A 25,888-nucleotide genomic window follows, 5' to 3' on the forward strand; every position below is an offset into this window, starting at 1 on the left:
CTAGCTGAATGAAATCTATCATTCAACATATTGATTGATTGATAGATTGATGGTAGCCATGCGATATGAAAACCGCAGACGTTCACCATCCGATCTTTGACGAAATAGCGGATCTGGCCCGCACGCTGGGGCATGCGCATCGGCTGGTTCTTCTGCGCCACATTGCCGACGGCGAACTGGCCGTAGAGCAACTGACGCAACTTTCCGGGATCGCATTGGCCAACACGTCGCAGCACCTTCAACACCTCAAGCGGGCGGGCTTGGTGCAAACCCGGCGAGACGGGAAACGCGTGCTCTATCGTTTGGCAGATGGCCCAATCGAAAACGTGCTCGCGGCCCTGCGAAGCCTTGCGAACCATAGGCGCGAGCAAATCCGCGAGCTCATCAATGACACTATGAGTCGGCCGGACAGGCTGGAGAACATCTCGCGCGAGGAACTCGTGCGTCGCATGCGCGACGACGAAATCGTGTTGCTCGACGTTCGGCCGCAGGAGGAATACGCGGCCGGGCATTTGCCGGGTGCGATCAACATTCCCGTGGGTGAGCTGGAAGAACGGCTTGCGGAGCTCCCACGAGAGAAGGTCATCGTCGCGTATTGCCGTGGTGTCCAGTGCGTTCTCTCTGCTGACGCGCTGGCGATCCTGAGGGCGCGAGGCTGGGCTTCGCGGCGGTTCGAAGGTGGGTTTCCCGAGTGGCTGACCTCAGATGTCGACGGCATGAGCTACGAAAGCGGCTGACAGCGCCGACGTCGGCGTCGCCGGGCCAACCCGAAATATGAACAGAGAACTGGAACCGCCGCGGGATGGAATGCCTGAGGCAGCTAGACGGCGGTTGCCGGAAGCATGGGAGGTAAGCCAATGAAGATCTATTCGGAAACGAGCAGTGGAACCGGCGTTTCGGAAGGGAAGACACGCCTGGCTTTCACAATGCTCGCCACGGTACAAGCCACGCTGATCTTCACGATCGCGCTGATCATGGTGCCGCTGCCGAAGATCGCCATCGACTTCGGCCTCATTTCTACGGATCTGTTGCTGCTTCAGGTTGCCTACGGACTGCCTTTCAGCGGGCTGCTTCTGTTCGGCGGCCGATTGGCTGACCGCTATGGTGGCCGGCGCATGTTCGTGCTGGGGCTGACGGTCTTTGGTGCCGCCTCACTCGTCGCCGCTTTCGCGCCGAATTACGGTGTGCTGGTGGCGATGCGCGTTGCACAAGGGATCGGCGGAGCCATGACCGCGCCTGCTGCGATGGCCGTCCTGCGCGCGCTTATTCCGGACCCGGCCGCCTATGGCCGGGCGATGGCCACATGGGGCGGAGTTTCGGTCCTCGGCGCAATCATGGGTTTCGTCGTCTCGGGCGTCCTTACCACCTGGATTTCGTGGCGATGGATGTTTTCTGTCCCGGTTGTCGTGGCAATGATCGGCTTGGCAGCGACCTCCGTGTTGCTTCCGATGGGTCGTAGCGACAGGTCTGCTCATCGGCCGCGACTCGATCCCATGGGAGCATTGCTTGCCACCTTCGGTATCGCCTTGGGCAGCTATGGCCTGATTGCAAGCGGCGACCATCGCTGGACGTCGCTGCCAGTCATCGGCTCGCTTGTGGTCTCTGGCCTGCTCCTCTCAGTCTTCGTGATCCTGGAGCGGAAGGTCGAAGACCCCCTGTTGCCACCGGGCTTCCTGGTCGATTCCTGCAGGATCACCGGACTGGCGGGAATGCTTCTGGCTGCAGCCGGTTCGGTCGTGATAGAATATATCCTCTCGCTTTACCTGCAGCAGGTGATGGGATGGTCGCCACTCATGACGGCGATCGGCTTTCTGCCCTTCGCCGCGACGTTGATCGTGGCAAACCACCTCTCTCCCTCCTCAGTGGGACGCTTCGGGGCCTTGCCGACCACCGTTGCCGGCCTAATAGTCGCGGCTATAGGGCTTGGGATGCTGACCGGTATTGGCAGGGACACGATCTATCTTTCCGGCCTGTTGCCCGGGACAATTCTACTTGCGGCCGGGATGTCGCTGGTCTTTTCCGGATCGGCCGTGCTGTCCACGATGAATGTCCCGCAGCATCAGGCAGGGCTTGCCGGCGGCGTCATGAACACGGCGATGGAACTCGGCCCGACGATGGGGCTAGCGGTACTGATGTCGGTGGCGGCAACGCAAAGTGATGTTGTGCGAGGTTACGGCTGGGCATTCGGTGCGGCATGCCTCTTCTATCTGGCGGCGGCCGCGGCTGCGATGAGGCTCACCAGGCAGGGCGCCTGCGCGCGGATCGCTCCGAACGCTTCTCCCATTTGAACTGGCCGGGACGAAGCTTCACCCGATTGTGGTCTCTGCCTCGAGCGAAGGCAGAAAATCACCCGTCCGTCATCCGGGCCCGGACGATCCCGGTCACAATCTCGCCAGACCGAAGCCGGCAAAAGCCAAGGATACCCCTGACGCGATGGTTCTTGCCTGGTTCCAGAACTGCCACCGTTGTGAATAATCCTGCCAGATCTTTCGCGCAGTCTCGACATCGTTGGGAATGACGGTTGCGGCCAACGCCTCGTTCATCGGCACATTCACCACCAAGGTGAGGAAGAGACCTGACGTCAGATAGACGAGCGCCGCCGCAGCGAACCAGAACGCTGGCGACTTGCGGCCATAGAAACGCATCGCGGCAGCCGTGAGCCCCAGGACGACTGGCGTCAAAAAGAAGGCGGGAAAGAACACGGCGTTGCGAACCGAGGCGTTCATCGCCTGCATGGCCTGGATTGCCACTCGGGGATCAGCCTGGTCGAGCCCCCACATTGTGGAGCAGACCCAGGCGTAGAAAAATCCGAATATCGCTCCCGAAAAGACGATCGATGCGACCGACAATCCCACCACTATCCCAGGCATTTAGCAGCTTCCATAATACCGTATCGTCGTGTACGCTTTCGCACATGCGTACAAAGGTGTACGGTTCTGGTCAAGCCTTTTCTGAGATTGGCATTTTCTGAGGTCGGCATTTCCGGAGCTTGGAATGCGTGAAGATACCAAGGCTGCGCGTCGAGCACAGATCGAGAGGGCGGCCTACAAGCTTCTCAGGGAGAGAGGCTACGGCGGGACTTCCATGCTTGGCATAGCCAAAGAGGCAAAGGCATCAAACGAAACCCTTTATCGCTGGTATGGCGACAAGAAGGGCTTGTTCAAGACGATGGTCGAAAGCAATGCAAGGACCACGAAAGCGGCACTGGATGCGGCAATCAGGGACGAAGCCGATCCTCTGGTCACCCTTGAGGATGTTGCTCCGATCCTCCTTTCGATGCTGCTTGGCGAGCGGGCAATTTCGCTGAACCGCGCGGCCGCTTCTGACGAAAGCGGCGAATTGGGCGCGACGATTGCTGCAGGTGGCCGCGATTCGGTATTTCCTCTGATCGAGAAATTGATTCAGCGCGGCTTGGAGAGCGGTGCGCTGGCCGCGCCATCGGCGCGCATAGCGGCCGATTGGTTCTTGAACCTGCTGATCGGTGATCTGCAGGTCCGGCGGGTCATTCACACTCTTCCCATTCCTTCAGAAAATGACATCCATTCGAGAGTGGTCGCTGCGATCAGTGCGTTTAGAACGCTCTGCAGCACCTGACGGCATGGGCGGCATCGCTAAGCAGCACCACCCTGCCGCGGGCGAGCGCAGGCTATGAACCCAAGGCCATCGAGCGGAGGCGATGCGCAAGGTGATTGATGACCAGTATGGCGCTGGCAGGAGACGTTTCGGACCGATGAAGACGGATCTCGGCTCCCGGCAGCGGCGGCAGATGTCGGCCTGGATGGATGCTGCGTAGGCCAGGCGCAAGCATGCTGCCTTTGACGACGGTTATCGCCAGGCCTTGCTCAACGATGGCCTCTACAGCTGACAGGCTCGGGCTGACATAGGCCAATCGCCACGGCAGACCTGCCTTGTTGAGCGCCTCGACAGCCCAGGAGCGAAATAGGCAATCGGGATTCGACAAGGCAATGGGCAGAGGATTGAGCTCTTCGACAGCATGGTCGGCCGCCGCTGCCCAAACAGCCCGTTCGCGGCATATCAGATCACCCTTGGTTGCACCTTCCATATGCATGGCTATGACCGCATCGAACGATGAGCCGAGCCTTTTCAGGAGCCGGGCGGTGAGGCCTATCTCCATTTCGACCTGTACCAGCGGAAATCGCCGAGCAATGTCGGCGAGGAGGCGCGGCAGAACCTTGGTGCCATAATCTTCCATGACCCCGATGCGAATGCGCCCAGCCACTCTCTGATTGGAAACACGTGCAATCGCTTGCTCATTGAGGGCAAGAATGCGGTGTGCATCGATCAGAAAGCCATCCCCGGCGGCGGTGAGTTCGACGCGAGCAGTCGAGCGGCGGAACAATGCGACGGCAAGGCGCTCCTCAAGACGTCTCACCTGCAGGCTTACAGCGGCCTGCGTTCGGTTGAGCTGCTCGGCTGCCCGCGTGAATGAGAGGTGCTCGGCAACGGCAACAAAAGCCCGCAGGAGTTCTGGATCGAGACTCGGGGTGCTCATAGCGAAACCTTATCAAGCTTATTGAGCTTATTCGATTCCTTTAAGCGCGCCTGCCCATTATCGCTGGTTTCAAGCCCGCGAGGTCATGCAACGATGGAAATTCTCGGAGTGCTAGCAGCGGTTCTCTCCAGCGCCCTTGGCGGCACTGCGGTCGGTGCGACACGGTATCTCACAGACACGCTCGATCCTCTCACCATCGGGGCCGTTCGATTCGGTGGTGGCTTTCTCGTCTTGGTCGCCGTGGCGCTTTGGCGACGAGACAGGTGGCCGGTGAAAAGCGACTGGCTCGGCGCCGCCGCTATGGGTCTGCTGTTCTTCGGCCTGTTTCCCGTGCTCTTCAATGGGGCCCTTATCTATACGACGGCGGCGCGCGGAGCCTTGGCGCTATCGACACTGCCTTTGCTCACCATGGTTGCAGGGGCAGTTCTACGGGTCGAGCCGCCGACGATGCGCAAGATAGTCGGCGTCCTGATCGCGATGGCAGGAGTGGTGGCTGCACTCGGCATGAGCCTGACGACCGCGCCCCCAGGCGCATGGCGCGGAGACCTCCTCATGGTTGCAGCGGCGTTCTGCATGGCGCTCTACAATGTCTGGTCCCGACCGTTTCTATCCCGCTCCGGGCCAATCTCGTTTACGGCGTTTGGCATGGGCATCGGTGCAGTCTGCCTATCGATCTCCGCGGCGTTGAATGGAGGCTTCGCGCAACTTGCGGCGCTCGGCGCACTGCAATGGATTGCGAGCGGATATCTGGCCATAGTTTGCGGGGCTTTCATCTTCTTCCTCTGGGCCTTCGCGCTCGGACGCGCAGCGCCGACACTGGTCGCCGTCTCCGTTGCCGTAAACCCAGTGACAGCGTCAATTTTCGGCGCCGTATTGTTGGGCGAACCGGTGAGCGCGAACCTGATCATAGGGCTCATGGCAGTCCTGGTTGGAATAGGAGTCGCATCGGGGATAGGGGCTGAGTGGCGTGGCCTTGTGACACGACGACCAGCACCCGCCATAGCTGTGACCGGGAGCAACACCGACCGAAACGAACGGCATCAAGAATAAGGCAGAGCCGTGCTCCCCAAATGCCGCCACGGATGCTAGCCAACACATTGTTGGCTGCTATCCGTAAACCCCTCACAAAACCGAGGTCCAAACACACGACTTCACCTGGTCGTGGCTTCTTCCTCGATCTTTCTCGCCTCTTTCATGTTTGGCAAGAACACTGTCAGCAAACCGAGCAGCGGCAGGTAGGAGCAGACCTGAAAGACGAAGTCGATGCCTTTCATGTCGGCGACGACGCCGAGCACGGCGGCGGCGATGCCGCCCATGCCGAAGGCGAAGCCGAAGAAGATGCCGGCAATCATGCCGACCCGGCCGGGCACCAGCTCCTGGGCGAAGACGACTATATTGGAAAAGGCCGACGACAGGATCAGGCCGATCAGCACGGTCAGGATCATCGTCCATTCGAAATTGGCGTAGGGCAGGGCCAGCGTGAAGGGCAGCACACCGACGATCGAGAACCAGATCATAGTCTTCTGGCCGTAGCGGTCGCCGAACGGACCGCCGAGCAGGATGCCCAGCGCCGAGGCGCCGAGGAACAGGAACAGCATGACCTGCGACATCTGCACCGAAACGCCGAATTTATCTATGGCGTAGAAGGTGTAGTAGCTGGCCAGGCTGGCGACGTAGGCGTTCTTGGTCAGCACCAGCAAGGTCAGCACCGCCAGCGCGCCCAACACCTTGTGGCGCGGAAAGGGGGAGACGAAGCCTGCCGTCTTGCGGTTGGCGAGCGAGGCGCGAAGGCGGCTGTACCAGACACCGACCCGCCACAGCACGACGATGCCGATCAGCGAGCCGACGGCAAACCACGCTATGCTGGTCTGGCCGAAGGGCACGACGATGAAGGCAGCCAGCAGCGGCCCGATGGCCTGGCCGAGATTGCCGCCGACCTGGAAGAGCGACTGCGCCAGGCCGAACCTGCCGCCCGAGGCGAAGCGGGCGATGCGCGAGGATTCCGGGTGGAAGATCGCCGAACCGAGGCCGATCAGCGACGCGCCGATCAGCAGCAGCGAATAATGTCCGGCATAGGCCAGCACGATCAGGCCGATCAGCGAGGCCGCCATGCCGTAAGGCAGCGAATAGGGCATCGGCCGCTTGTCGGTGACCATGCCGATCAGCGGTTGCAGCAATGACGCCGTCACCTGGAAGGTGAAGGTCAAAAGCCCGATCTGCCAGAAATCGAGGCCGTAATTGTCCTTCAGCAGCGGATAGATGGCCGACAGCAGCGACTGCATGATGTCGTTGACACAGTGGCAGAAGCTCACCGCAAGGATGACGGTGAAGGCCGTCGCTTGCGCCGAAGCGTGGCTGGCCGGCGCAGGCGTGGCGACGGTGGTGGCTGTCGTGTCAGTCAAGATTATGCTCCGTGGTCTTTTTGGCGGAAGCGTCCGCGGGTGGTCCAACTGGCCGGTTGTCTTATAGGTCGCTTGCCAAGCGACTTCTTTCGTGGTTTGGTCCAATAGTTTCGCAAGTGGGCCATATCCGATGCCGCATGGCAGGGAAATCTCCAAAGCCGGCGACACCGATCTCGGGCAGTTGCACGAACGCCGCTGGCAGTGGCTGGAGGAAGTCGCCGGGCCGGCGGTGGCGCTGCCGACCGAATATCCCGATGGCTATCGGGTGCCGCAGCACCGTCACAGCCGCAGCCAGTTGCTGCATGCGCTGGTCGGCGTCGTGCTGGTAACGACGCGCCATGGTCGCTGGATGGTGCCTCCCGACCATGCGATGTGGATCCCCGCCGGCACCGAACATTCCGTCGAGATGCTTGGCGATGTCAGCATGCGCTCGGTCTATGTGATGCCGGAGGCGATTGCCGGGCTGCCGGAAGGGCTGCGGGTGGTCGGCGTCACCGACCTCATGCACAGCCTGATCGTGGAATCGGAAAAGTTGCCGCAGGGCGGCGAGCTGGAAGGGCGCGGCGGCCTGATCATGAGCCTGATCCTGCATGAAATCCCGAACCTGCCGGAACGGCCGCTCGGACTGCCTTTTCCCTCGGATCCAAGGCTGGCGGCGCTGTGCCGGCGCTTTGTCGCGGCACCCTCGCCGCATGCCACGATCGACGAATGGGCCGACGCCGTCGGCATGAGCCGCCGCTCCTTCACCCGCGCCTTCCATCGCCAGACCGGGCTGTCGCTGTCGACGTGGCGCCAGCAGGCCTGCCTGTTCGCAGCCCTGCCGAGGTTGGCCGACGGTGAGCCGATCACCAGGGTAGCGCTCGATCTCGGCTATGACAGCGTGCCGGCCTTCATCACTATGTTCAAGCGCATGCTGGGGGCCTCGCCGCGCGGCTATATGCGCGGGTCAAGAGACAACATCAGGGTGTCGAATGGGTAACGCATGACCCCGGATCTTCGGTTTGGAAAGGATGCGCTGGGCGCGCGGCTGTAGCGCGGCGGATTTCAGTCGAACAGGCTCGACACCGATTCCTCGGTCGCCGTGCGCGAGATCGCCTCACCCATAAGGTCGGCGATGGAGATGACGCGGATGTTGCTGGCGTCGAGCACCGCCTGGGTCGGCTGGATCGAATCGGTGATGACCAGTTCCTGCAGTTTCGAGGCGCCAATGCGGGCGATAGCGCCGCCGGACAAAACGCCATGTGTGGTGTAGGCGGTGACGCTGGTGGCGCCGGCGGCGAGCAGCGCATCGGCCGCATTGCACAATGTACCACCCGAATCGATGATGTCGTCGATCAGCAGGCAGTCCTTGCCGCGCACATCGCCGATGACGTTCATGACTTCCGATTCACCGGGGCGCTCGCGACGCTTGTCGACGATGGCAAGCTGGGCGTCGATGCGCTTGGCGAGCGCGCGGGCGCGGACCACGCCACCGACATCCGGCGACACGACCATGACATTGGCAAGCTGCTTGTATTTCGCCTTCACGTCGCGGGCCATGACCGGCACTGAAAACAGATTGTCGGTCGGGATGTCGAAAAAGCCTTGGATCTGGCCAGCATGGAGATCCAGCGTCAGCACGCGATCGACACCCGCCCGCGTGATCATATTGGCGACCAGCTTGGCCGAAATCGGCGTGCGGCCCGAGGCGCGGCGGTCTTGCCTGGCGTAGCCGAAATAGGGAATGACCGCCGTGATGCGCTTGGCCGACGAGCGCATGAAGGCATCGATCATGATGAGCAGTTCCATCAGATGATCGTTGGTCGGGAACGAGGTGGATTGCAGGACGAAGACATCCTCGCCGCGCACATTCTCCTGAATCTCGACGAAGATTTCCTGATCGGCGAAGCGCCTGACGCTGGCTTTGCCCAGCGGGATGTTAAGATAGCGGGCGACCGCTTCGGCTAGCACCCTGTTGGAATTGCCCGCGAAAAGCTTCATGCACCGTTCCTGGTGAAGGATTGAGAGACTCCGACAGACTCTCTTGAGCCTCTTAGTCGGGCTTTTAGCGGCCCGTGCCGGTATTGCAAGCGTCGTGATCGGGAATCCGCCGGCTAATCTCAATAAACGTTTGCGATGAGAAAGCCGGCAACATGTCAGCCCGCTTGGCTGCCAAGCCAGGTGGCAAACTGGTCGATCGTCTGGTCGGCGATCGCCTGCATCGTCTCCGGCGCGACCGCAGCCCAGCCGTCGCCACCATTGACCGATGGCGCCTTCTGCTGGCCATTGATGCGATGCAGCCGGTTGCCGGCCGGATCGTAGACGTCCCAGACATAGATGACGGTCGTGTCCTTGCCTTCCGACATCGTCGAGAAATAGCCTTTAAGCACGTGCGTCGGGGTCTGGCCGGCGCTGCCGGCGAGAGTGATGCCGCGCTGCCTGGCTCGCGTCTGAAGCTCCGCGGTCAGCGGTGTGGCTGCTTCCACCGAGGCGCCGACGATCGGCGCCACCTGCAGGCGGGTTCGTGCGATAACGGCGGCGCTCTTTGCGGGCACGGGCGTGGTTGCCGATTGCGCCGGGGCGGAAGGTTGTGTCGTCGCGGAAGGCTGCGGTGCTGCAGCCGTGCCGGCTGCGGGCACGGCCTGTGTCGACTGCGGGGCGATGGCCGAGGGTTCGAGAACGTCCTTTGCATTGGTGCAGGCGGCCAGCGCCAGCGCCGCGAGCAATGACACGGTCGTCATATGCGATCGCCTCATTTGCCTCAAAACTCCCTGGCGATGAACGCCCTTTGAATCCTTATCATTATGGATTCACTGCACGATCAAGTCGAGATCATGGCGGGACAGCGGCTTCGGCTGCGATTCGGTCGTCAGATAGGTGCGGCCAAGCGTCATCGCGGTCTCGGTTTCGGAGTCCATGATGATCATGTGGGCGAACAGCGTCATGTTTGGCGCGATGGGTTCGGGGTTGCCCTGATAAAACATCGGCATGTCCATCCATGACGGGGTGAAGCGGGCGCCGAGCGAGTAGCCGCAGGCATTGAGCCGGTGCTTGGTCAAATTGTGCGATTCGAGCGTGCGGGCATGCGCATCGAATACGTCGCCGAAGGTGTTTCCCGGGGTCATCGCCTTTTCGACGGCCAGAAGTGCGGCTCGCGCAGCCTCGAACAGTTCCTGGTGACGTTTCGACACTTTGCCGGTCAGCACAGTGCGCATCATCGCCGCATGATAGTGGTGGAAGACGCCGGCCCATTCGAGCGTCAACTGGTCGTTCTTGGTCAGCTTGCGGCGACCGGCCTTGTAGCGGCAAAGCAGCGCATCCGCGCCCGAGCCGATGATGAATTCGTTGGCCGGATAATCGCCGCCGCCGGCAAAGATCGCACCCTGCATCGCAGCCAGGATCAAGGCTTCGTCGCCGCCTTGCTTGATCAGCGGCAAGGCCGCGTCCAGGGCATCGTCGGCGAGATTTGCGGCCTTCTCCGCCTTGGCGATCTCGGCCGGGCTCTTGAACAGGCGCAGCCGGCTGACGATGCCGGAAGCGTCGGCGATTTGGCCAAAGGTCTGCAATTGCTCATCCAGGCGCCGGCCATTGTAGGCGGTCAAGCCGTGGGTATCGTATTCGACGCCGATGCGGGCGCCGAGCAGGTCGAGATCGTTGAGCAGATTGCGCAGGTCGATCGCCGGATTGGCGCCGTCGCGATCGGTCCACAGCACGATGTTGTCGATGATCGAGGTGTGGCGCGCCTGGCGCAGATCGGCCGAGCGGGTGAGCAGGATCATCGAGCCGTCTGCCTTCACCACCAGGCATTGGAAGAAGCAGAAGCCGAACGTATCGTAGCCGGTCAGCCAGTACATGCTCTCCTGCGCAAACAGCAGGACGGCATCGAGCTTCTTTTCGGCGATCTCGATCATCAACCGATCGCGCCGCGCGTCAAATTCCGACCGTTCGAAATGCAGCGCCATTATTCAGTCTCCAAAACGATTGCCGAAATCTGCCGCCCGTAGTCCGGCTCGTCGCGATGCGTGGTGCGCCGGTAGGAATAGAACAGATCCTCCTCGGCATAGGTGCAGCGGCCGAGCCCGTCGGCGGTCACGCCGGCCCGGGTCAGCCGATCGACCGTATAGCGGTTGAGGTCGAACATTGCATGTCCCGACTTCGCGGAGGGCGCGAAATAGCTGATATTGTTGGCGTCGGCCTCGACGAAGCGGGCGACGAATTCTGGCCCGACCTCGTAGTTTTCGGGGCCGATGGAGGGACCGAGAACCGCGACGATGCGCTCGCGCCGGGCGCCGAGGCCTACCATCGCCGCAATGGTGTTTTCCAGCACGCCTGCCAGGGCGCCCTTCCAGCCGGCATGGGCCGCGCCGATGACACGCGCCTCGGCATCGGCGAACAGCACCGGTCCGCAATCGGCGGTCGAGGCACCGACGGCGATGCCCGGCCGATCGGTGACGATGGCGTCGGCCCTCGGCCGCTCGCCGGCAAAAGGCTCACGGGCGACGACGACATCGGGCGAATGGATCTGGTGGGCGGTCAAGAGATGGCTTGGAGGCACACCCATCCAGTCGGCGACGCGGCGGCGATTCTCGGCCACCTGCGTTTGGTCGTCGCTCGAGCCGGTGCCGATGTTGAGCCCCTGATAGATGCCGCTGGAGACGCCGCCGACGCGGGTGAAATAGCCGTGGCGAATGCCTTGTGCCCGCACCCTTTCCAGCAAGGGTGACCGAACGGGATCCGGTTTCGTCTGATTCAGCATGGCGGCGTTGTTGTCCGTGTGGGCGATTTCGTCAAGCTACAGTCCAAAGATGGGCTACAGTCCACAAGGTAGGCGACGGTCGGAAGCCGGGAGAGTGGAAGAGGCAGCAGCGAAAAGTCAATCCGCCGCCGCAAACGGCGGAACGGCGATGCCGGCAGGCAGGACGGCAAGTACCTTGAACAGGTCGCCCATGGCTTGCGGGCCGGCGAGGCGTTCGACCTCGCTCGCGATCTTTTCGCGAGCCGCCTGATCGGCTTTGGCGCCGAGCTGGCCGGCGCGTTCGAGAAGCCCCATTTCCACCAGGAATTCGCCTTGCGTGGAGAGATGGGCATCGAGGCCGTGTGCCCGCACAACCGCGGCAAGGGCGGCGAAATCGACATGGGCGGTGAGATCGGCTTCGCCCGGATTGGCCAGCACATCTTCGTGATCGTGCTTGCGCAAAGCCTGCAACGTGTCGCCGATCCCTGGCCGGAAATAGCCATAGTCGAGGAATAGCCCGGCGCCGCCACGACTGGATATGCGCTCAGTGATGGTCGCCATCAGTGCGGCTCGGGCCGGCGCGACCTCGACAATCGCGCCCTGTGGCGCGTTTTCGGCCTCGTTCGGCAACAGCGTCGGATCGACCGAGCCGGCGCCGGCGAAGAAGTGCAATTCATCCGCGCCGTCGAGGCCGATCATCCGTTCGCGCCAGCCTGTTCCGGCGCGGACGAACTGGCGGATGGGCACGGCGTCGAACAATTCGTTGCCGGCGATGAAAAGCGGAGTTTGCGGCAGCGTGTCGATGCTTTCGTGCCAGCCGATCGCGACAGGCGCTGCGGCAAGCGTTTGCTTTTGGACAGCGGTCAGCCGCGGGCTGGTCTCGATCATGGCGAACGATGCGGCCGCGGTCAGCGCCGGATCGAGCCGCGAAAGTGTGCGCAGCATGTCCTTCATCAGCGTGCCGCGGCCGGGGCCGATCTCGGCGACGGTGACCGGTAGCGGCCGGCCGGTCGCCAGCCAGGCTTCGTAGAGCCAGACTGCGACCAGTTCGCCGAACATCTGGCTGATCTCCGGCGCGGTCACGAAGTCGCCGGCGGCCCCAAACGGCTCGCGCGTCGTATAGTAGCCTTCCTCAGGATCGAACAGGCAAAGTGCCATGTATTGGCTGACGGGTATCGGCCCCGCCGCACTGATCAGCTCGGCGATTCGGGTTTTCAGCCGGGTCATACCGGCTGCGGTTGCGTTACCGGCTTTGCCGTCGCCATTGCCCAGACACCGGCAAGCACCATTGGCAGCGACAGCACCATGCCCATGGTCAGCCAGCCGGTGCCGAGGAAGTAGCCGAGTTGCTGATCGGGCTCGCGGAAGAATTCGACAAAGATGCGCGACAGGCCATAGCCGGCGATGAAGGCGCCGCCGACGAAGCGCGGCGTCTTCAGCTTGAGCCTGGAATGGGTGAGAAAGCGCAGGACCAGGAACAGCACCAGGCCTTCGAGCAGCGCCTCGTAGACCTGGCTCGGGTGGCGCGCAAATGGGCCGCCATTGGGGAATTCGACCGCCCACGGCACGTCGGTCGGCCTGCCCCACAATTCGGAATTGATGAAATTCGCCATGCGAACGAGGCCAAGGCCGACCGGCACGCCGGCCGCCACAACATCGAACAGCGACCATGTGCGGATGCCGCGAGACCAGGAAAACAGCGTCATGGCGAGAATGACGCCGAGCAGGCCGCCATGGAACGACATGCCGCCCTGCCAGACGGCGAGGATATCGAGCGGATGGGCGATATAGCGCTGCAGGTCGTAAAACAGCACGTAGCCGGTGCGCCCGCCAAGCACCACGCCGATGGCCGCCCAGACGATGAAGTCGTCGAGATCCTCGGGCTTCATCGGCACCGTGCCGTCGGGCCAGAGCCTGGCATTGGTGACGAGCCGCTTGGCATACCACCACGCGAAGAGAATGCCGACGATGTAGCCGACGCCATACCAATGCACCGCCAGCGGCCCAATCTGGACGATGACCGGGTCGATGTTGGGGAAGGGCAGGGCCGCCAGCGGCAGCATCAGATACTCGTTCAACAAGATCTCCCGGTTGCGATCACGTTCGGGCGCGGACCATGCGGCAGGGTTTTGGCGGGGTCAAGGCGATGTGGATGCTTGCATTCCGCGTCGCGCGCCACTACGTCAAATCGACCAAGCGAGGATTTGCCATGTCGACCGGACCGAACCGCATTCTCGATGAATTCGCCAAGCTGATGACCGACGCCGCGGGTGCTGCGCAAGGGGTACGTCGCGAAGTGGAGACCGCCTTCAAAGGGCAGGCCGAGCGCCTTCTCAACTCGATGGACCTGGTGCAGCGCGAAGAATTCGAGGCCGCCCGCGATATGGCTGCGAAGGCCAGGGAAGAAAACACCCGTCTCGCTGCGCGCCTCGAAGCACTTGAGGCAAAGCTCGCCGAATTGACCGGGCAGGCCGCACCTGCGGCTGCGGCAAAGCCCAGGTCAAAAAAATAATCGTTAAACTTTTCCACAAAGCACAATCGCAAAAAGCGCTTTGTCGTGAATCCCTTAACGGCATTGCGTGAATCTTTGTGACAGCGGCTTTCCACATGCGAATGACGCAGTGCGAAAAATTGGGCTGGTCACGCGACTCCCGATCAATAGACTGAATTTGTTGCATGATTCGGAGCAGGGTCATGCCGCCGGGCGGTGGGGTCCGGTCTGGGGTCTTTGCGTTGACGAAGTCCCGGCCGTCCGAGTTCTAGACAAGATTGTTCGCTGTGTGTGCCCCGCGGAGCGTGAGGCGCTCCCCTGAACGACAGGAAGCATTCCATGGAACTTCTCGAACTCGAACTCTCGCGCGAAATCCACCCGGTGGATGTCATCGAGCAGGTGGCCCACAACAACGACTGGTCTTTCGAGCGAGCCGGCGACGACGAGATTTCGATTTCGGTTGCCGGAAGCTGGACCGACTACCACGTCTCATTTTCCTGGATGGAGGATTTCGAGGCGCTGCATCTGGCTTGCGCTTTCGACATCAAGGTGCCGGAGGCGCGCGCGCTCGAGGTGATGCGGCTGCTTTCGTTGATCAACGAGCAGATGCTGTTCGGCCATTTCGACCTGTGGGAACAGGAAGGCGCGATCATGTTCCGCCAGTCGCTGCTGCTCGCCGGTGGAGTCGAGCCGTCGAGCCAGCAGGTCGAGGTGCTGCTGTCGTCGGCGCTGGAAGCCTGCGAATGCTATTTCCAGGCGTTCCAGTTCGTCGTCTGGTCGGGAACCTCTGCCAAGGATGCGCTGGCCGGCGTCCTGTTCGAGACTTATGGAAACGCCTGAGCCAGGTCCTCAATGAGTTCGAGCAGCCAGCGCAAGCCCGAGATCAGCTTCGCCGATTTCGACCGTGTCGATATCCGTGCCGGCACGATCGTCGAGGCCGAGCCATTCCCCGAGGCGCGCAAACCGGCATTCAAGCTGAAGATCGATTTCGGCGCCGACATCGGGGTGAAGAAATCGTCGGCGCAGATCACCAAATATTATACGCCGGAGACGCTCATCGGCCGGCAGGTATTCGCGGTGGTCAATTTTCCGCCACGGCAGATCGGACCTTTCATGTCGGAAGTGCTGACGCTCGGTTTCCCCGACGAGGAGGGTGCCGTCGTCCTCGGCGCAATCGAACGCAAGGTGCCCGACGGCGGCCGACTATTCTAGCTTCGTCATCCTTGGGTCTGCGCGCCGGCTTTGCTGCCGCTTTGCCCGATGACGAAAGGTGGTGTCAGCTTACGTGTCGTTCCCAGCGCCTCTTCGACCGTCTCCAGGAACATCTCCGCGCAGGCTTTCCAGCTATAGCGCATTGCCCGTTGGCGCGCCTCGGCGCGATTGACGTGGAGCGCGGCGAGCGCTGCCTCAAGCAAATCGTTCGACACCGCTCCGCCAACGCCGTCGCCGACAATGTCGATTGGCCCGGTCACCGGATAGGCTGCGACCGGCGTGCCGCTGGCCAGCGCCTCGATGATGACATTGCCGAACGTGTCGGTGCGGCTGGGGAAAACGAAGACATCGGCCGAGGCGTAGATTTCGGCCAGTTCGTCGTTCGGACGGTGGCCAAGGAAATGGGCAGCGGGGTATCTGGCCTTGAGCCTGGCCAACTCCGGCCCCTCGCCGACGATCACCTTGCTGCCGGGCAGGTCGAGGTCGAGGAAGGCGGCCAGGTTCTTTTCGATCGCGACGCGGCCGACGCAGAGGAAGATCGGTCCCTTGAGCCCCAGGTCCTTCTTCTTGTCCGGCCGGAAATGGTCGGTGTCGACGCCGCGCGTCCATGGTCTCAGTTTGGTGAAGCCGCGCGCCGATAGATCGTCCGCCAGCGATTGGGTGGCGACCAGCGTGCCCTGTCCGGAATTGTGGAAATCGCGAAGCCAGCGATAGGCCCAGGCTTCCGGTATCGGCAGCCGCGCGCTTAGATATTCCGGAAAGCGCGTGTGATAGCTTGTCGTGAACGGCCGGCCTGCCTTGCGGCAATAGCGCCGCGCCATGATGCCGAGCGGGCCTTCGGTGACGATATGGATATGATCGGCGTTGCGCGCTTCGATCAGGCGCGCGACCCGGCCCGGCGTCGTCAGTGCCAGGCGGATGTCCGGGTAGGTCGGCAGGGGCAAGGTGCGAAAGATATTTGGGGTCAGGAAGCCCGTCTCGACGTCGAAGGATTTCAGGGTTTCCGAAAGCCGTTCCAGTGTGTGGACGACGCCGTTGACTTGCGGGCGCCAGGCATCGGTGACCATCAGGATGCGCATGGCAGCCCTTTGCTTGAAAGGTCGTCGGTTTCCTTGATGCGAGGCCGCAAGGCCGAATCAATCAAGTTCGCGCGCTTCATGCGCGCTCTTCAACATGGTTTCATGACGGGCCGATGAAGGCGCAAGCCGGCGGCCGTACTTTGTGCGTCCAATTGGACGCTTGTCGCTCTAATCAGGCCGGAACCTTGATGACGGCGCGCAGGCCACCGAGCGGGCTCTTGTCCAGCATGATGTCGCCGCCATGGCTGCGGGCGATGTCACGGGCGATGGCAAGGCCGAGGCCGGTGCCGCTGGCATCGAGGTTGCGGGCCTCGTCGAGCCGCACGAAAGGCTTGAACACGTCCTCGCGCTTTTCGGGCGGAATGCCCGGACCGTCGTCGTCGATGGTGACGAGCAGCGAGCCGCGGCTATGGTTGGCGTTGATCTCAACTGTCTTGGCGTAACGGAAGGCATTGCCGACGATATTGGACAACAGCCTGGCAAAGGCGTGGGGCCGCACATGCACATTTGGATCGCCGGTGAGCGCGGTCGACAGTTTGCGCTTGCGCAGCGTGGCCTCCTCGCCGAGCTTGTCGAAATAGGTTTCTAGATTGAAACGGCCGGCGTCTTCCGTCGCTTCGCCGCGGGCAAAGGCAAGATAGCCCTCCAGCATCGACTGCATGTCGTCGATGTCCTGGCCGAGCGCCTCGGTGTCGGCCTTGGTCCCGGTCAGCGCCAGCTGCAGCTTGAAGCGGGTGAGGATGGTTCTCAAATCGTGACTGACGCCGGTCAGCATGGCGGTGCGCTGTTCGAGCTGGCGTTCGATGCGTTCGCGCATCTGGATAAAGGCAAAGCCGGCGCGACGCACCTCCTCGGCGCCGCGCGGACGGAAATCGCGCGGCATCGGCCGGCCCTTGCCGAAACTCTCGGCGGCCTCGGCCAACGTCAGGATCGGCCGGATCTGGTTGCGCAGGAAGGGAATGGCGATCATCAGCAGCACCAGCGAGGTGCCGACCATCCAGATCAGGAAAATGTGGGTGTTCGATGCATAGGCCTGGCTGCGGCGCACGAAGGCGCGCAGCACCTTGCCCTCGAGCTGGACGCGGACCTCGATGATGTTGGAATTGCCGACCGTATCGATCCAGAACGGACGATTGATCTGATGGGTGATCTCGGACGAGAGAATTTCGTCGAGGATCGAGAAGAACGGCTTTGGACCGGGCGCCGGCAGCGGATCGGGCGGAAGCAAGTCGATCTTCAGCTGCATGCGATCCTGCGCGATGCGGATGATGTTGGCGTAGTCGGCGTCGTTCGGATAGGTTTCCACCAGGTCGACGATTGCGGCAATGTCGCGGACCGTGGCCTGCGACAGGCGCTGCGTCACGGTCTGCCAATGACGTTCCATGAAGACAAAGGCGAGCACCGATTGCAGCAGGATCATCGGTGCGATGACGATGATCAGCGAGCGGGCGTAGAGCCGCTTCGGCATGTAAAGCGAAACGAGGCGCCAGAACCGTTTCCAGGCGAGCGGCACCGCCTTCAGCGCCCGCTTGGCGCGAGCGCTCAAGCCGCTATCTTCCGGCCGTTCCAGTTGCGTGGTCGCCATTCGCCCTTTTTGCTCATCTGCAGCCACTCAACAAGGGGCTGCGGACAGGAGTCTATTCCACGCTGAGCCGATACCCAATACCACGCACGGTCTGCAGCCAGACCGGATTGGACGGATCGCGTTCGATCTTGCGGCGCAGCCTGTTGATCTGGACGTCGATGGTGCGCTCGCCGACTTCGGACTCGTCGCCGACGAGCTCATGGCGCGGTATCGTCTCGCCGGCTCGCGCCGCGAAGATCGCCAGGATCTCCTGCTCGCGGTCCGTCAGCTTCAGCGCCTCGCCGCCGCGCTTGAGCTCCCGCCTGGCGATCTGGAACGTGTAGGGGCCGAAGACCAGCTGCTCGACCTTGGGCGTCGTTGCCGGACCGCCGCGGCGCAGGATGTTGTTGATGCGCAGGATCAATTCGCGGGGATCGAAAGGCTTCGGCAGATAGTCGTCGGCGCCGGCCTCGAGCCCGGTGATCCGGCTGTCGGTCTCGGAAAGCGCGGTAAGCATCAGGATCGGCACGTTCTTGCTTGCCCGCAACGCTTTGGCGAGCTCGACGCCGGTTTCGCCCGGCATCATGATATCGAGCACGAGCAGATCGAAATCGAGGCCGGCGAGCTTGCGCCGCGCTTCGCTGGAATTTCCGGCAACAGTGACGCGAAAGCCGTTTTCCGTCAGATATTGTTTGAGAAGATTGCGGATACGAGTGTCGTCATCGATCACCAGCAGATGCGGTGCATCATCATCCGGTGCTGCCGGTTGATCAACCCTTTCAGTGGTCTCCATGGCTTTTCCCTGACATTTTTGCGGGCACAATGTCGATCTGCGCCCTTAGTTCCGGATTGACCATCGCTTCCAGGAAGCGCTCGATTAAGGCACGTTCGGTGGCTCCGGAATCTTCCAATGCAGCATGGATGCGGCGCGACTGTGGCCGCGCCAGCGCCAACGCCAGCGCCCGGCCCTTGGCCGTCGGATAGAGTTCGCGCTGGCGGCGGTCGCGCGGGCCCTGCAACTGGACGACGTGGTCGGTGTCGATCAGTTGCTTGAGCACGCGCGCCAGGCTCTGCTTGGTGATCTTCAGCACGTCGAGGAGTTCAGCGACCGTCAGGCCCGGCCTGCGATTGACGAAATGCAGAACCCGGTGATGGGCGCGGCCGAAGCCATAATCGGCCAGGATCTGGTCCGGGTCGGAGGTAAAATCGCGATAGGCGAAGAAAAACAGTTCGATGATGGCGAAGTCGATGCCGTCCTCGTCGGTGATCGCCGTCCTGATCGGTTTTGCGGTTGGGTGGCTGCGATCCGTCATCTTCTCTCCGCGGTGAAAGGGAAATTACGTCAGCACTATTGACGTATTTTCCTCCCGATGGTAATTTTTGACAAGCTTTTCGGCGGATTGCGAACGAAAAGGCAAGGGAAGGCCGTTTTTCCGGAACTTCCTGAGTTTGCCAGATCTTATATATCCGCCTACGCTTTGAGACACTCTAGGCTTTGAAGAAACGGGCCGCCCGGTGCGGCTGAAACGAAAAACAATGATGTGCGGGCGGCCGCCCGCGGGAGGTTAACATGGCATCCGTTCCCTTCGACCAAATGGATGGCTTTATCTGGATCAACGGTGAGTTCGTCAAATGGGCTGACGCCAAGGTCCACGTGCTGACCCATGGCCTGCACTACGCCAGCGCGGTGTTCGAGGGCGAGCGCGCCTATGGCGGCGAGATTTTCAAACTGACCGACCATAGTGAGCGCCTGCACGAATCGGCACGCTTGCTCGGCTTCAAGATCCCCTATTCGGTTGCCGAGATCGACGACGCCTGCCGCACGCTGTTGAAGAAGCAGGGCTTCCAGGATGCCTATGTCCGGCCAATCGCCTGGCGCGGCAGCGAACAGATGGGCGTTTCGGCGCAAAACAGCCGGATCAACTGCGCCATCGCCATCTGGCAGTGGCCGAGCTATTTCGATCCGGCGCAGAAGCTGAAGGGCATCCGTCTCGATCTGGCCGAATGGCGCCGTCCCGATCCGCGCACCGCGCCGTCGAAATCGAAGGCCGCCGGCCTCTACATGATCTGCACCATGTCCAAGCACGCCGCCGAAGCCAAGGGCTATGCCGACGCTATGATGCTTGACTGGCGCGGCCAGGTTGCGGAGGCGACCGGCGCCAACATCTTCTTCGTCAGGGACGGCAAGATCCACACCCCCACCCCAGACTGTTTTCTCGATGGCATCACCCGCCGTACGGTGATCGGTCTTGCCAAGGACCGCGGCTTCGAGGTGATCGAGCGCGCCATCATGCCCGAAGAGCTCGAAAGCTTCCAGCAGTGCTTCCTCACCGGGACGGCTGCCGAGGTGACGCCCGTTTCTGAGATCGGTCCATACCGATTCGAGGTGGGTGAAATCGCCAAGACTCTGATGAACGACTATTCTGCGGCCGTTCAACCCAAGCATGCGATCGCCGCAGAATAACGAAAGTCACAGCTTTTTTAACTAGTAGGGGCGGTTTTCGGGCCGCCCCTTTTATTTAAGCACTTCTGCATTTGACTTTCGTCCAATTCGGCGTCTCATGATGCTGTCGGCCCGGGAGGCTGGCAGCTATGGAGGGACTGGTAATATGGACATGAACACGCTTCTTCCGATCATTATTCAGGTGATTACGGGTATCATCGGTGGTCAGGCAGTTGGCGCGGCGATCAAGACGGCGGCAATGGGTCAGCTTCCCAAGATCCTTGGCGGCGCCGTTGGCGGCGTCGGCGGCGCGGCCATCCTCGGTAGCCTGCTCGGCGGTGGCACGGTTGATCCGGCAGCGGCGGCAGCGGCAACCGGCGGATTGGGCAGTGCGCTCAATCTGCAAAACATCATCGGCGGTGCCGGCGGTGGCGCGATTCTGACCGGCATCATCGGCGCGGTCATGAATGCGATGAAGAAATAAGCCTGGCGTTTTCGGGCTTTCGCATGGGCGGCTTCGGCCGCCCATTTCTTTTGTGTCCGTGCCAGCGGTGGACGTCGTTTAGATGTGTCTCTACATCAGGGCGACACAGTATCAGGGGGATATGGGGAAAGGACGATCATGGGTCAGCTCAATGCTGGTATCGTGCCGGTTACGGCTTTCCAGCAAAACTGTACCATCCTCTTCGACATGGACGACAGGAGCGGCGTCGTCGTCGATCCGGGCGGCGATATCGAAAAGGTCCTGGCGGTGCTTAAGGACAATGCGATCAACGCCGGCGCGATCTGGATCACGCATGGTCATATCGATCACGCCGGCGGCGCCATGGACCTGAAGGCGGCGCTCGGCATCGAGATCATCGGCCCGCACGAGGCCGACCGTCCGCTGCTTGCCAATCTCGAGAACCAGGCGAAACTCTACGGCCTCACCGATCCCGTGCGCAATTGCGTGCCTGACCGCTTTCTCAAGGAAGGCGATACCGTCTCGTTCGGCCAGCACGCGTTCGAGGTCTTTCATTGCCCGGGCCACGCGCCCGGCCATGTCGTCTACTACAATCGCGCTGCGAAGTTCGCCCATGTTGGCGACGTGCTGTTCCGCGGGTCTGTCGGGCGCACCGACCTGCCGGGCGGCGACCACGCCGCGCTGATTGCGTCGATCAAGGACAAGCTTTTGCCGCTCGGCGACGACGTTGGCTTCATTTGCGGCCACGGTCCCGGCGGTCGCTTCGGCGAGGAGCGCCGGGGCAATCCGTTCCTGATCTAAAGCGCGCTGCGTCAGTGCCTGGTGAAGCGCGCACCAGGCTCTTGTCTTGCACATGCCGACAACAAAAAGCGTTGGCCACGCGGACAACGCTTTTGGGGCAGGGGAGCCTTAAAGCGCTTCGCTCTTTAAGGCCTTGTCTCTGTGCATGTCGTTATCCCAAAACCGCCATGCACCCTCGGGTCAGGCCCGTTGGCATGCTTTTTGGGCGACATGCATTAGTTGGCGGTGCAGAAATGCTGTTCGCCGTCATAGCCGGTGAACGTGCCGGTGCGGGCGTTGAACGAGCGATAACGGTCCGAACAATACTCATACCAGCCACGGGTCCATGGCTCGGCGTAGCCTTCATTGTAGGCGACCCGCGGTTGCGCGTAGTAGCGGCGCACCGGGGCGGGTCGGGGATAACGATCATAATCGTTATAGCCGGGGTCGTAATAGCTGGGCTGCGGATTGTTGAGCGCACCAACGATCAGGGCGCCGGCCGCCAGGCCAAGGACGCCTGCCGCGATCGCATCGCCATTGCCATTGCCGCGATGGTGGTGCCGGTGGCGCCACTCACCGGCGCTCGCCGCGGGCAAGGTCGCAAGCGTGGTCGCGACAATCGCGGCGGACAGGATGGTGGTCTTGAAAATTCGGTTCATGTCGGTCTCCTTCGTGCCGGCCCGTGTAATTTGGGATGCGGTCCGGCTTTATCGAAGGCTAATAGGCGACCGTGGCTGAACGGGGGCTGAACGAAATTGGCGGGCTGGGCCCAGTCGGCATTCATCGATCAGGCATGGCGCGAGCCACAAATATTGCACGCTCAACAACGAGCGGACCTGCCCTGCGAAATCCGTCCGGTGCTGTCCCGATCCCGGCTCAGCCGATCGACAGGTTGACGGCTTTCGGACCCTTGCCGCGCTTGTCCGGCTCGGTGTCGAATGTTACCTTCTGCCCATCCTCAAGACCGGGAAGACCCGACGCCTGCACGGCCGAAATGTGGACGAAGACATCCTTCGCGCCATCATCCGGCGTGATGAAGCCGAAGCCTTTGGCATGATTGAAGAATTTGACGGTGCCGGTCTGCGGCATGGGAAGCTCCTTTGATCCCATCAAGTCCAGTCTCGGGCCGGCAAATGCCCGAGTGGAAATTTGTCGTTTATTTTAGCGTCATCGGCAAGAGAAAGTTTTGCAACCGTCGGCTCGCCCCCTCGGGCACGAAAAAAGGCGCGACGAAAAGCGCCGCGCCTTCGAAAACTCGGATCCGGCGCTGAAAGCCGGCATAACGCCCGTGGAGACCTCAGGCACAGTCCCTGAGCACGTCCGAGCGGACGTGCGCGGGACGGTTCAGTCGGCGCGGAGATTGACCGCCTTCGGCCCCTTGCCCATCCGGTCGGGCTCGACGTCGAAGGTGACCTTCTGGCCATCGACGAGCGTGCGCAAGCCCGAAGCCTCGATCGCGGAGATGTGGACGAACACGTCCTTGGCGCCGTCATCTGGCGTGATGAAGCCGAAGCCTTTGGTTGCGTTGAAGAACTTAACGGTGCCGGTCTGGGCCATTGGGGAAACTCCTTCACCCGTGTCAGTCTTGTGGTTTGCCCGCCGCCTGGAGCCGTGGGCAAGTCCCGGTGGTTGCTTCGGCAGTCATGCATTGGCGCATGGTCAAAACCCCCCGCCGAAAAACGGGGCCGTCAGAGATTCACAGTATCGGGGAAAGGTCGTCCAAAACGTTCCGCTCTCCGGGTCGCAAATGCCCGAACACAAAATTTATCGCACGGAAACGTGATGGTTGCAAGGTAGCGTCCCGGCCGCCGCCCGATGGGCGCGTTCCGTCTCATGGCATCGATAGACCCGGCTCTTCGCTCGGTCATCGGCCAGAGCCCGGCCTCGTATGGCCCAGCGGGCCGGGAGCTTGCAAACAGGGGTTGCATTTGGCGGTGGAATAGCGAGGATCGGCTTGGAGTGGAACGCGTTTTGCATTTTGTGCATGTCGTTATCCAACCGCTGCGCATCCTCGGGTAGGCCCGTGGGCAGCTTTTCGGGCGACATGCATTGGGGCGGGGGCTCGAGGGAGGTAAAGTTATGAAATTTCTTGCGGCAATCTTCTCGCGGCAGGGTTTTGCCATCCTGTTGCTGTCAGCAGTTCTTGCAGCCTGTACCGCGGTGGTGGTGGACGAAGGACCGGGGTACCGCCCGCCAAGGCCCGAGCCGCAATTCTGCACCAAGCAGTATGATCCGGTCTGCGCCCGTCGTGGGGGCGACCGCCAGACCTTCGCCAATGCCTGCCTTGCCGAACGGGCCGGATACCGCATCATCCGCGACGGCCAGTGCCGCGACGATGGTGATGGTGGCGGCGGTGGCGGCGGTGAGGAGCAGACATTCTGCACCCGCGAGTATGCCCCTGTCTGTGGACGCCGCCGTGGCGACCTGCGCACCTTCCCCAATGCATGCGAGGCCCGTGCCGCCGATTATCGCATCGTCGAAGACGGTCCCTGCTGAGGCGCTAAGGGTTCTATCTCCCCCGATCTCGGGGGAGATAGTGCTCCACGTTCTGTCCTTGCGCCGGCGGCTTCATCTTGCGGCAATAGGCGATGAATTCCGCCGCGGGCATGGGTTTGGCAAACAGCCAGCCCTGGCCATAATCGACGTCATGTTCCATCAGATAGTCGGCCTGCGCCTGCGTCTCCACGCCCTCGGCAATGACCTTCAGTTTCAGCGTCTTGGCCATGTCGATGATATGCGGCGTGACGGAACTGGTGGCGGAATCCGTAGCGATCGTGTCGATGAACGATTTGTCGATCTTCAGCGCATCGAGCGGCAGGCCCTCAAGGTGGGATAGGCTCGAATAGCCTGTGCCGAAGTCGTCGATTGCGACCGCATGGCCAAGCTCGCGGGCGCGAATGACGGTCGAGCGTGCTGAATCGACGTCGACGAAACCGCGCTCCGTCGCCTCCAGCCAGATCTGCCGAGCGTGAATTCCGGTATGCTGCAGGGCCTTTTCGATGACCGGAAGGACCCTTGCCGTTCTGACGTCGGCCGGGCTCAGATTGATCGCGATGTGGAGAGAACGATTGGCGACAAGAAGCTTCTTCAGGTCCAAAACGACAAGGGCTATGACCTGATCGGTGATTGCCGCGATCAGACCGCTCTCTTCGGCCAGCGGGATGAAAAGATCGGGTCGGACCAGCGAGCCGTCCGGTCGTTTCCAGCGCACCAGTGCTTCCGCACCCACGCAATTGCCGGTCTTGAGCTCGACGATTGGCTGGTAGTGGACGATGAACTCGTGCTTGCGCACGGCAATCTGCAATTCTCCAAGCGGCGACAGCCGCCGCCGCGACAACCAGGCGACCATGCCGATGATGAAGGCGGCAATGAAAGCGCCGAGAGGAAGCAGCAGCAATTGCCGCCTGCGCACGCTGTCCACGATCTGGCTTTCCGGTTCGGTGGCAACCGCGATCCAGTCCGTCCCGCGCGCCGTGGCAAACAGATGACCGTCATCCAGGCCTTTGCCTGGGGCGGCGATGATCTTGCCGATGCGGGCTGGGTCAGGCCCGTTCAGTGCGCTGAGCAAGACGCCCGTGTTTGTCGCCAGGGCCAGTTGAATGTCGGGATCGACGACGATGTCGACAAAGCGCAGAGGATCGACAAGGACATTATGGTGCTTGTACTGCAGGGCCATCAGCGGATGGCCCTGGTTGGCCAGCGGCTGTATCCGGGCAGTGACGGCAACGCTGTCCGCGGTGGTGAAATCCGGTGCGGCTTGGGCAACGCGTCCTTCGGTCTGCCCCCAGGATGTGCATTTGAGCAGGCCGTTCTCGAAGTAACCCATCTCTTCGATCGAGCGGGTGTTGATGGTGAGCTGCCGCATGCGGGCAATGTGGCCCACCGAACAGCGGTCGCCGGTGAACCGGTCGATCTCACGCAACGCGTCGGTTGCGTCCTTGAGCGATATGCCGGCCCTGGCGATCGCGCGGTTGGCGAACAGATCCAGCCGTTGATGTTCTTCCTGAACCGCCAGGACCCACGAAAAGTGGAACATCGCCGCGATGGGTACTGTAGCGCCGAGCAAGGCCAGCACCACCGCAGTCACGATGATGCGCGGCCTGTCCATGTGCGCCTCCCTGCCTTCGGCGCGAGCGACGATTTCGCGCGCGGCCTGCCGGGCAGCCAACCGCGATCGGCCCCGGTTCCAGCGGAACCTTATATGGTTTCGACGTTACGTGATCTTTA

The 25,888-nt window shown here is 61.9% G+C and carries 29 protein-coding genes; 12 read left to right on the forward strand and 17 right to left on the reverse strand.

Going from position 1 to position 25,888, the window contains the following annotated elements:
• Positions 1–65: 65 nt before the first annotated feature.
• Together ABID19_RS22905 and ABID19_RS22910 are read left to right on the forward strand one after the other, a co-directional pair.
• The gene (locus ABID19_RS22905; RefSeq protein WP_354493224.1) at positions 66–737 is read left to right on the forward strand and encodes an ArsR/SmtB family transcription factor; all 672 of its coding nucleotides are present in this window, start codon (positions 66–68) and stop codon (positions 735–737) included.
• 120 nt (positions 738–857) lie between these two features.
• Entirely contained in the window at positions 858–2,288 is a 1,431-nt protein-coding gene (locus ABID19_RS22910; RefSeq protein ID WP_354493225.1) for an MFS transporter, read from the forward strand.
• 93 nt (positions 2,289–2,381) lie between these two features.
• On the opposite strand, the gene ABID19_RS22915 is transcribed toward ABID19_RS22910, so the two are convergent.
• Positions 2,382–2,870 (reverse strand): anthrone oxygenase family protein, encoded by a 489-nt coding sequence (locus ABID19_RS22915; RefSeq protein ID WP_354493226.1) that lies wholly within the window; start codon positions 2,868–2,870, stop codon positions 2,382–2,384.
• Positions 2,871–2,994: 124 nt separating this feature from the next.
• Here ABID19_RS22915 and ABID19_RS22920 point away from each other — a divergent pair, with 124 nt between their 5' ends.
• The gene (locus ABID19_RS22920; RefSeq protein ID WP_354493227.1) at positions 2,995–3,594 is read left to right on the forward strand and encodes a TetR/AcrR family transcriptional regulator; all 600 of its coding nucleotides are present in this window, start codon (positions 2,995–2,997) and stop codon (positions 3,592–3,594) included.
• 52 nt (positions 3,595–3,646) lie between these two features.
• On the opposite strand, the gene ABID19_RS22925 is transcribed toward ABID19_RS22920, so the two are convergent.
• Entirely contained in the window at positions 3,647–4,513 is an 867-nt protein-coding gene (locus ABID19_RS22925; RefSeq protein WP_354493228.1) for a LysR substrate-binding domain-containing protein, read from the reverse strand.
• 93 nt (positions 4,514–4,606) lie between these two features.
• Between ABID19_RS22925 and ABID19_RS22930 the strand changes: the two genes are divergently transcribed.
• Complete coding sequence (locus ABID19_RS22930; RefSeq protein WP_354493229.1) at positions 4,607–5,563, forward strand: DMT family transporter; 957 nt, start codon at positions 4,607–4,609, stop codon at positions 5,561–5,563.
• A gap of 101 nt (positions 5,564–5,664) precedes the next feature.
• On the opposite strand, the gene ABID19_RS22935 is transcribed toward ABID19_RS22930, so the two are convergent.
• Positions 5,665–6,915 carry an MFS transporter gene (locus ABID19_RS22935; protein ID WP_354493230.1) on the reverse strand — a complete coding sequence of 417 codons (1,251 nt, stop codon included), beginning with the start codon at positions 6,913–6,915 and terminating at the stop codon, positions 5,665–5,667.
• A gap of 130 nt (positions 6,916–7,045) precedes the next feature.
• Here ABID19_RS22935 and ABID19_RS22940 point away from each other — a divergent pair, with 130 nt between their 5' ends.
• Positions 7,046–7,894, forward strand: coding sequence for an AraC family transcriptional regulator (locus tag ABID19_RS22940; RefSeq protein WP_354493231.1), 849 nt, complete (start codon positions 7,046–7,048; stop codon positions 7,892–7,894).
• Between the two features lie 65 nt (positions 7,895–7,959).
• Here ABID19_RS22940 and ABID19_RS22945 read toward each other — a convergent pair whose 3' ends face one another.
• The 6 genes from ABID19_RS22945 to lgt all read right to left on the reverse strand — a co-directional run bounded on the left by ABID19_RS22945 (position 7,960) and on the right by lgt (position 13,707).
• Positions 7,960–8,895 (reverse strand): ribose-phosphate pyrophosphokinase, encoded by a 936-nt coding sequence (locus ABID19_RS22945; RefSeq protein WP_337126612.1) that lies wholly within the window; start codon positions 8,893–8,895, stop codon positions 7,960–7,962.
• A 155-nt stretch (positions 8,896–9,050) separates the two neighbouring features.
• Positions 9,051–9,650: a hypothetical protein gene (locus ABID19_RS22950; protein WP_354493232.1), complete on the reverse strand. Its 600-nt coding sequence runs from the start codon at positions 9,648–9,650 to the stop codon at positions 9,051–9,053.
• Between the two features lie 54 nt (positions 9,651–9,704).
• A complete protein-coding gene (locus ABID19_RS22955) occupies positions 9,705–10,856 on the reverse strand; it encodes a M24 family metallopeptidase (protein WP_354493233.1) in 1,152 nt (383 codons plus the stop codon).
• Entirely contained in the window at positions 10,856–11,650 is a 795-nt protein-coding gene (gene pgeF / locus ABID19_RS22960; RefSeq protein ID WP_354493234.1) for a peptidoglycan editing factor PgeF, read from the reverse strand. Before pgeF ends, ABID19_RS22955 begins: the two co-directional genes overlap by 1 nt.
• Before the next feature lie 117 nt (positions 11,651–11,767).
• A complete protein-coding gene (locus ABID19_RS22965; RefSeq protein WP_354493235.1) occupies positions 11,768–12,856 on the reverse strand; it encodes a class I SAM-dependent methyltransferase in 1,089 nt (362 codons plus the stop codon).
• Positions 12,853–13,707, reverse strand: a complete 855-nt coding sequence (gene lgt / locus ABID19_RS22970) for a prolipoprotein diacylglyceryl transferase (RefSeq protein ID WP_354493236.1) — start codon at positions 13,705–13,707, stop codon at positions 12,853–12,855. The genes ABID19_RS22965 and lgt overlap by 4 nt, the downstream gene beginning before the upstream one ends.
• 131 nt (positions 13,708–13,838) lie before the next feature.
• Here lgt and ABID19_RS22975 point away from each other — a divergent pair, with 131 nt between their 5' ends.
• From ABID19_RS22975 to ABID19_RS22985, 3 genes are all read left to right on the forward strand, one after another.
• Positions 13,839–14,141: an accessory factor UbiK family protein gene (locus tag ABID19_RS22975; protein ID WP_354493274.1), complete on the forward strand. Its 303-nt coding sequence runs from the start codon at positions 13,839–13,841 to the stop codon at positions 14,139–14,141.
• Positions 14,142–14,459: 318 nt separating this feature from the next.
• Positions 14,460–14,960, forward strand: a complete 501-nt coding sequence (locus tag ABID19_RS22980) for a type III secretion system chaperone family protein (protein ID WP_352933531.1) — start codon at positions 14,460–14,462, stop codon at positions 14,958–14,960.
• A 12-nt stretch (positions 14,961–14,972) separates the two neighbouring features.
• The gene (locus ABID19_RS22985) at positions 14,973–15,332 is read left to right on the forward strand and encodes a tRNA-binding protein (RefSeq protein ID WP_352933533.1); all 360 of its coding nucleotides are present in this window, start codon (positions 14,973–14,975) and stop codon (positions 15,330–15,332) included.
• Positions 15,333–15,337: 5 nt separating this feature from the next.
• Here the strand turns inward: ABID19_RS22985 and ABID19_RS22990 are convergent, their stop codons facing one another.
• The 4 genes from ABID19_RS22990 to ABID19_RS23005 all read right to left on the reverse strand — a co-directional run bounded on the left by ABID19_RS22990 (position 15,338) and on the right by ABID19_RS23005 (position 19,288).
• Complete coding sequence (locus ABID19_RS22990; RefSeq protein ID WP_354493237.1) at positions 15,338–16,411, reverse strand: glycosyltransferase family 4 protein; 1,074 nt, start codon at positions 16,409–16,411, stop codon at positions 15,338–15,340.
• A 172-nt stretch (positions 16,412–16,583) separates the two neighbouring features.
• Positions 16,584–17,996: an ATP-binding protein gene (locus ABID19_RS22995; RefSeq protein WP_352933538.1), complete on the reverse strand. Its 1,413-nt coding sequence runs from the start codon at positions 17,994–17,996 to the stop codon at positions 16,584–16,586.
• A gap of 52 nt (positions 17,997–18,048) precedes the next feature.
• Positions 18,049–18,768 carry a response regulator transcription factor gene (locus ABID19_RS23000; protein WP_354493238.1) on the reverse strand — a complete coding sequence of 240 codons (720 nt, stop codon included), beginning with the start codon at positions 18,766–18,768 and terminating at the stop codon, positions 18,049–18,051.
• Positions 18,755–19,288: a MarR family winged helix-turn-helix transcriptional regulator gene (locus ABID19_RS23005; protein WP_354493239.1), complete on the reverse strand. Its 534-nt coding sequence runs from the start codon at positions 19,286–19,288 to the stop codon at positions 18,755–18,757. The genes ABID19_RS23000 and ABID19_RS23005 overlap by 14 nt, the downstream gene beginning before the upstream one ends.
• Positions 19,289–19,545: 257 nt before the next feature.
• Between ABID19_RS23005 and ABID19_RS23010 the strand changes: the two genes are divergently transcribed.
• The 3 genes from ABID19_RS23010 (at position 19,546) to ABID19_RS23020 (ending at position 21,682) form a co-directional block, all read left to right on the forward strand.
• Entirely contained in the window at positions 19,546–20,439 is an 894-nt protein-coding gene (locus ABID19_RS23010) for a branched-chain amino acid aminotransferase (protein ID WP_354493240.1), read from the forward strand.
• A gap of 145 nt (positions 20,440–20,584) precedes the next feature.
• On the forward strand, positions 20,585–20,902 hold the full coding sequence (locus tag ABID19_RS23015) for a hypothetical protein (RefSeq protein ID WP_352933549.1): 318 nt from the start codon (positions 20,585–20,587) through the stop codon (positions 20,900–20,902).
• Between the two features lie 138 nt (positions 20,903–21,040).
• A complete protein-coding gene (locus tag ABID19_RS23020; RefSeq protein ID WP_354493241.1) occupies positions 21,041–21,682 on the forward strand; it encodes an MBL fold metallo-hydrolase in 642 nt (213 codons plus the stop codon).
• 215 nt (positions 21,683–21,897) lie between these two features.
• On the opposite strand, the gene ABID19_RS23025 is transcribed toward ABID19_RS23020, so the two are convergent.
• From ABID19_RS23025 to ABID19_RS23035, 3 genes are all read right to left on the reverse strand, one after another.
• A complete protein-coding gene (locus ABID19_RS23025) occupies positions 21,898–22,320 on the reverse strand; it encodes a BA14K family protein (RefSeq protein ID WP_354493242.1) in 423 nt (140 codons plus the stop codon).
• Positions 22,321–22,537: 217 nt separating this feature from the next.
• Positions 22,538–22,750: a cold-shock protein gene (locus ABID19_RS23030; RefSeq protein WP_006202521.1), complete on the reverse strand. Its 213-nt coding sequence runs from the start codon at positions 22,748–22,750 to the stop codon at positions 22,538–22,540.
• A 255-nt stretch (positions 22,751–23,005) separates the two neighbouring features.
• Positions 23,006–23,218 carry a cold-shock protein gene (locus tag ABID19_RS23035; RefSeq protein ID WP_023799871.1) on the reverse strand — a complete coding sequence of 71 codons (213 nt, stop codon included), beginning with the start codon at positions 23,216–23,218 and terminating at the stop codon, positions 23,006–23,008.
• Positions 23,219–23,740: 522 nt separating this feature from the next.
• Here ABID19_RS23035 and ABID19_RS23040 point away from each other — a divergent pair.
• A complete protein-coding gene (locus ABID19_RS23040) occupies positions 23,741–24,157 on the forward strand; it encodes a Kazal-type serine protease inhibitor family protein (protein WP_354493243.1) in 417 nt (138 codons plus the stop codon).
• Positions 24,158–24,170: 13 nt separating this feature from the next.
• Here the strand turns inward: ABID19_RS23040 and ABID19_RS23045 are convergent, their stop codons facing one another.
• Positions 24,171–25,769 (reverse strand): EAL domain-containing protein, encoded by a 1,599-nt coding sequence (locus tag ABID19_RS23045; RefSeq protein WP_354493244.1) that lies wholly within the window; start codon positions 25,767–25,769, stop codon positions 24,171–24,173.
• Positions 25,770–25,888 lie beyond the last annotated feature (119 nt).

This window comes from Mesorhizobium robiniae, assembly GCF_040545535.1.
GTDB lineage: Bacteria > Pseudomonadota > Alphaproteobacteria > Rhizobiales > Rhizobiaceae > Mesorhizobium > Mesorhizobium robiniae.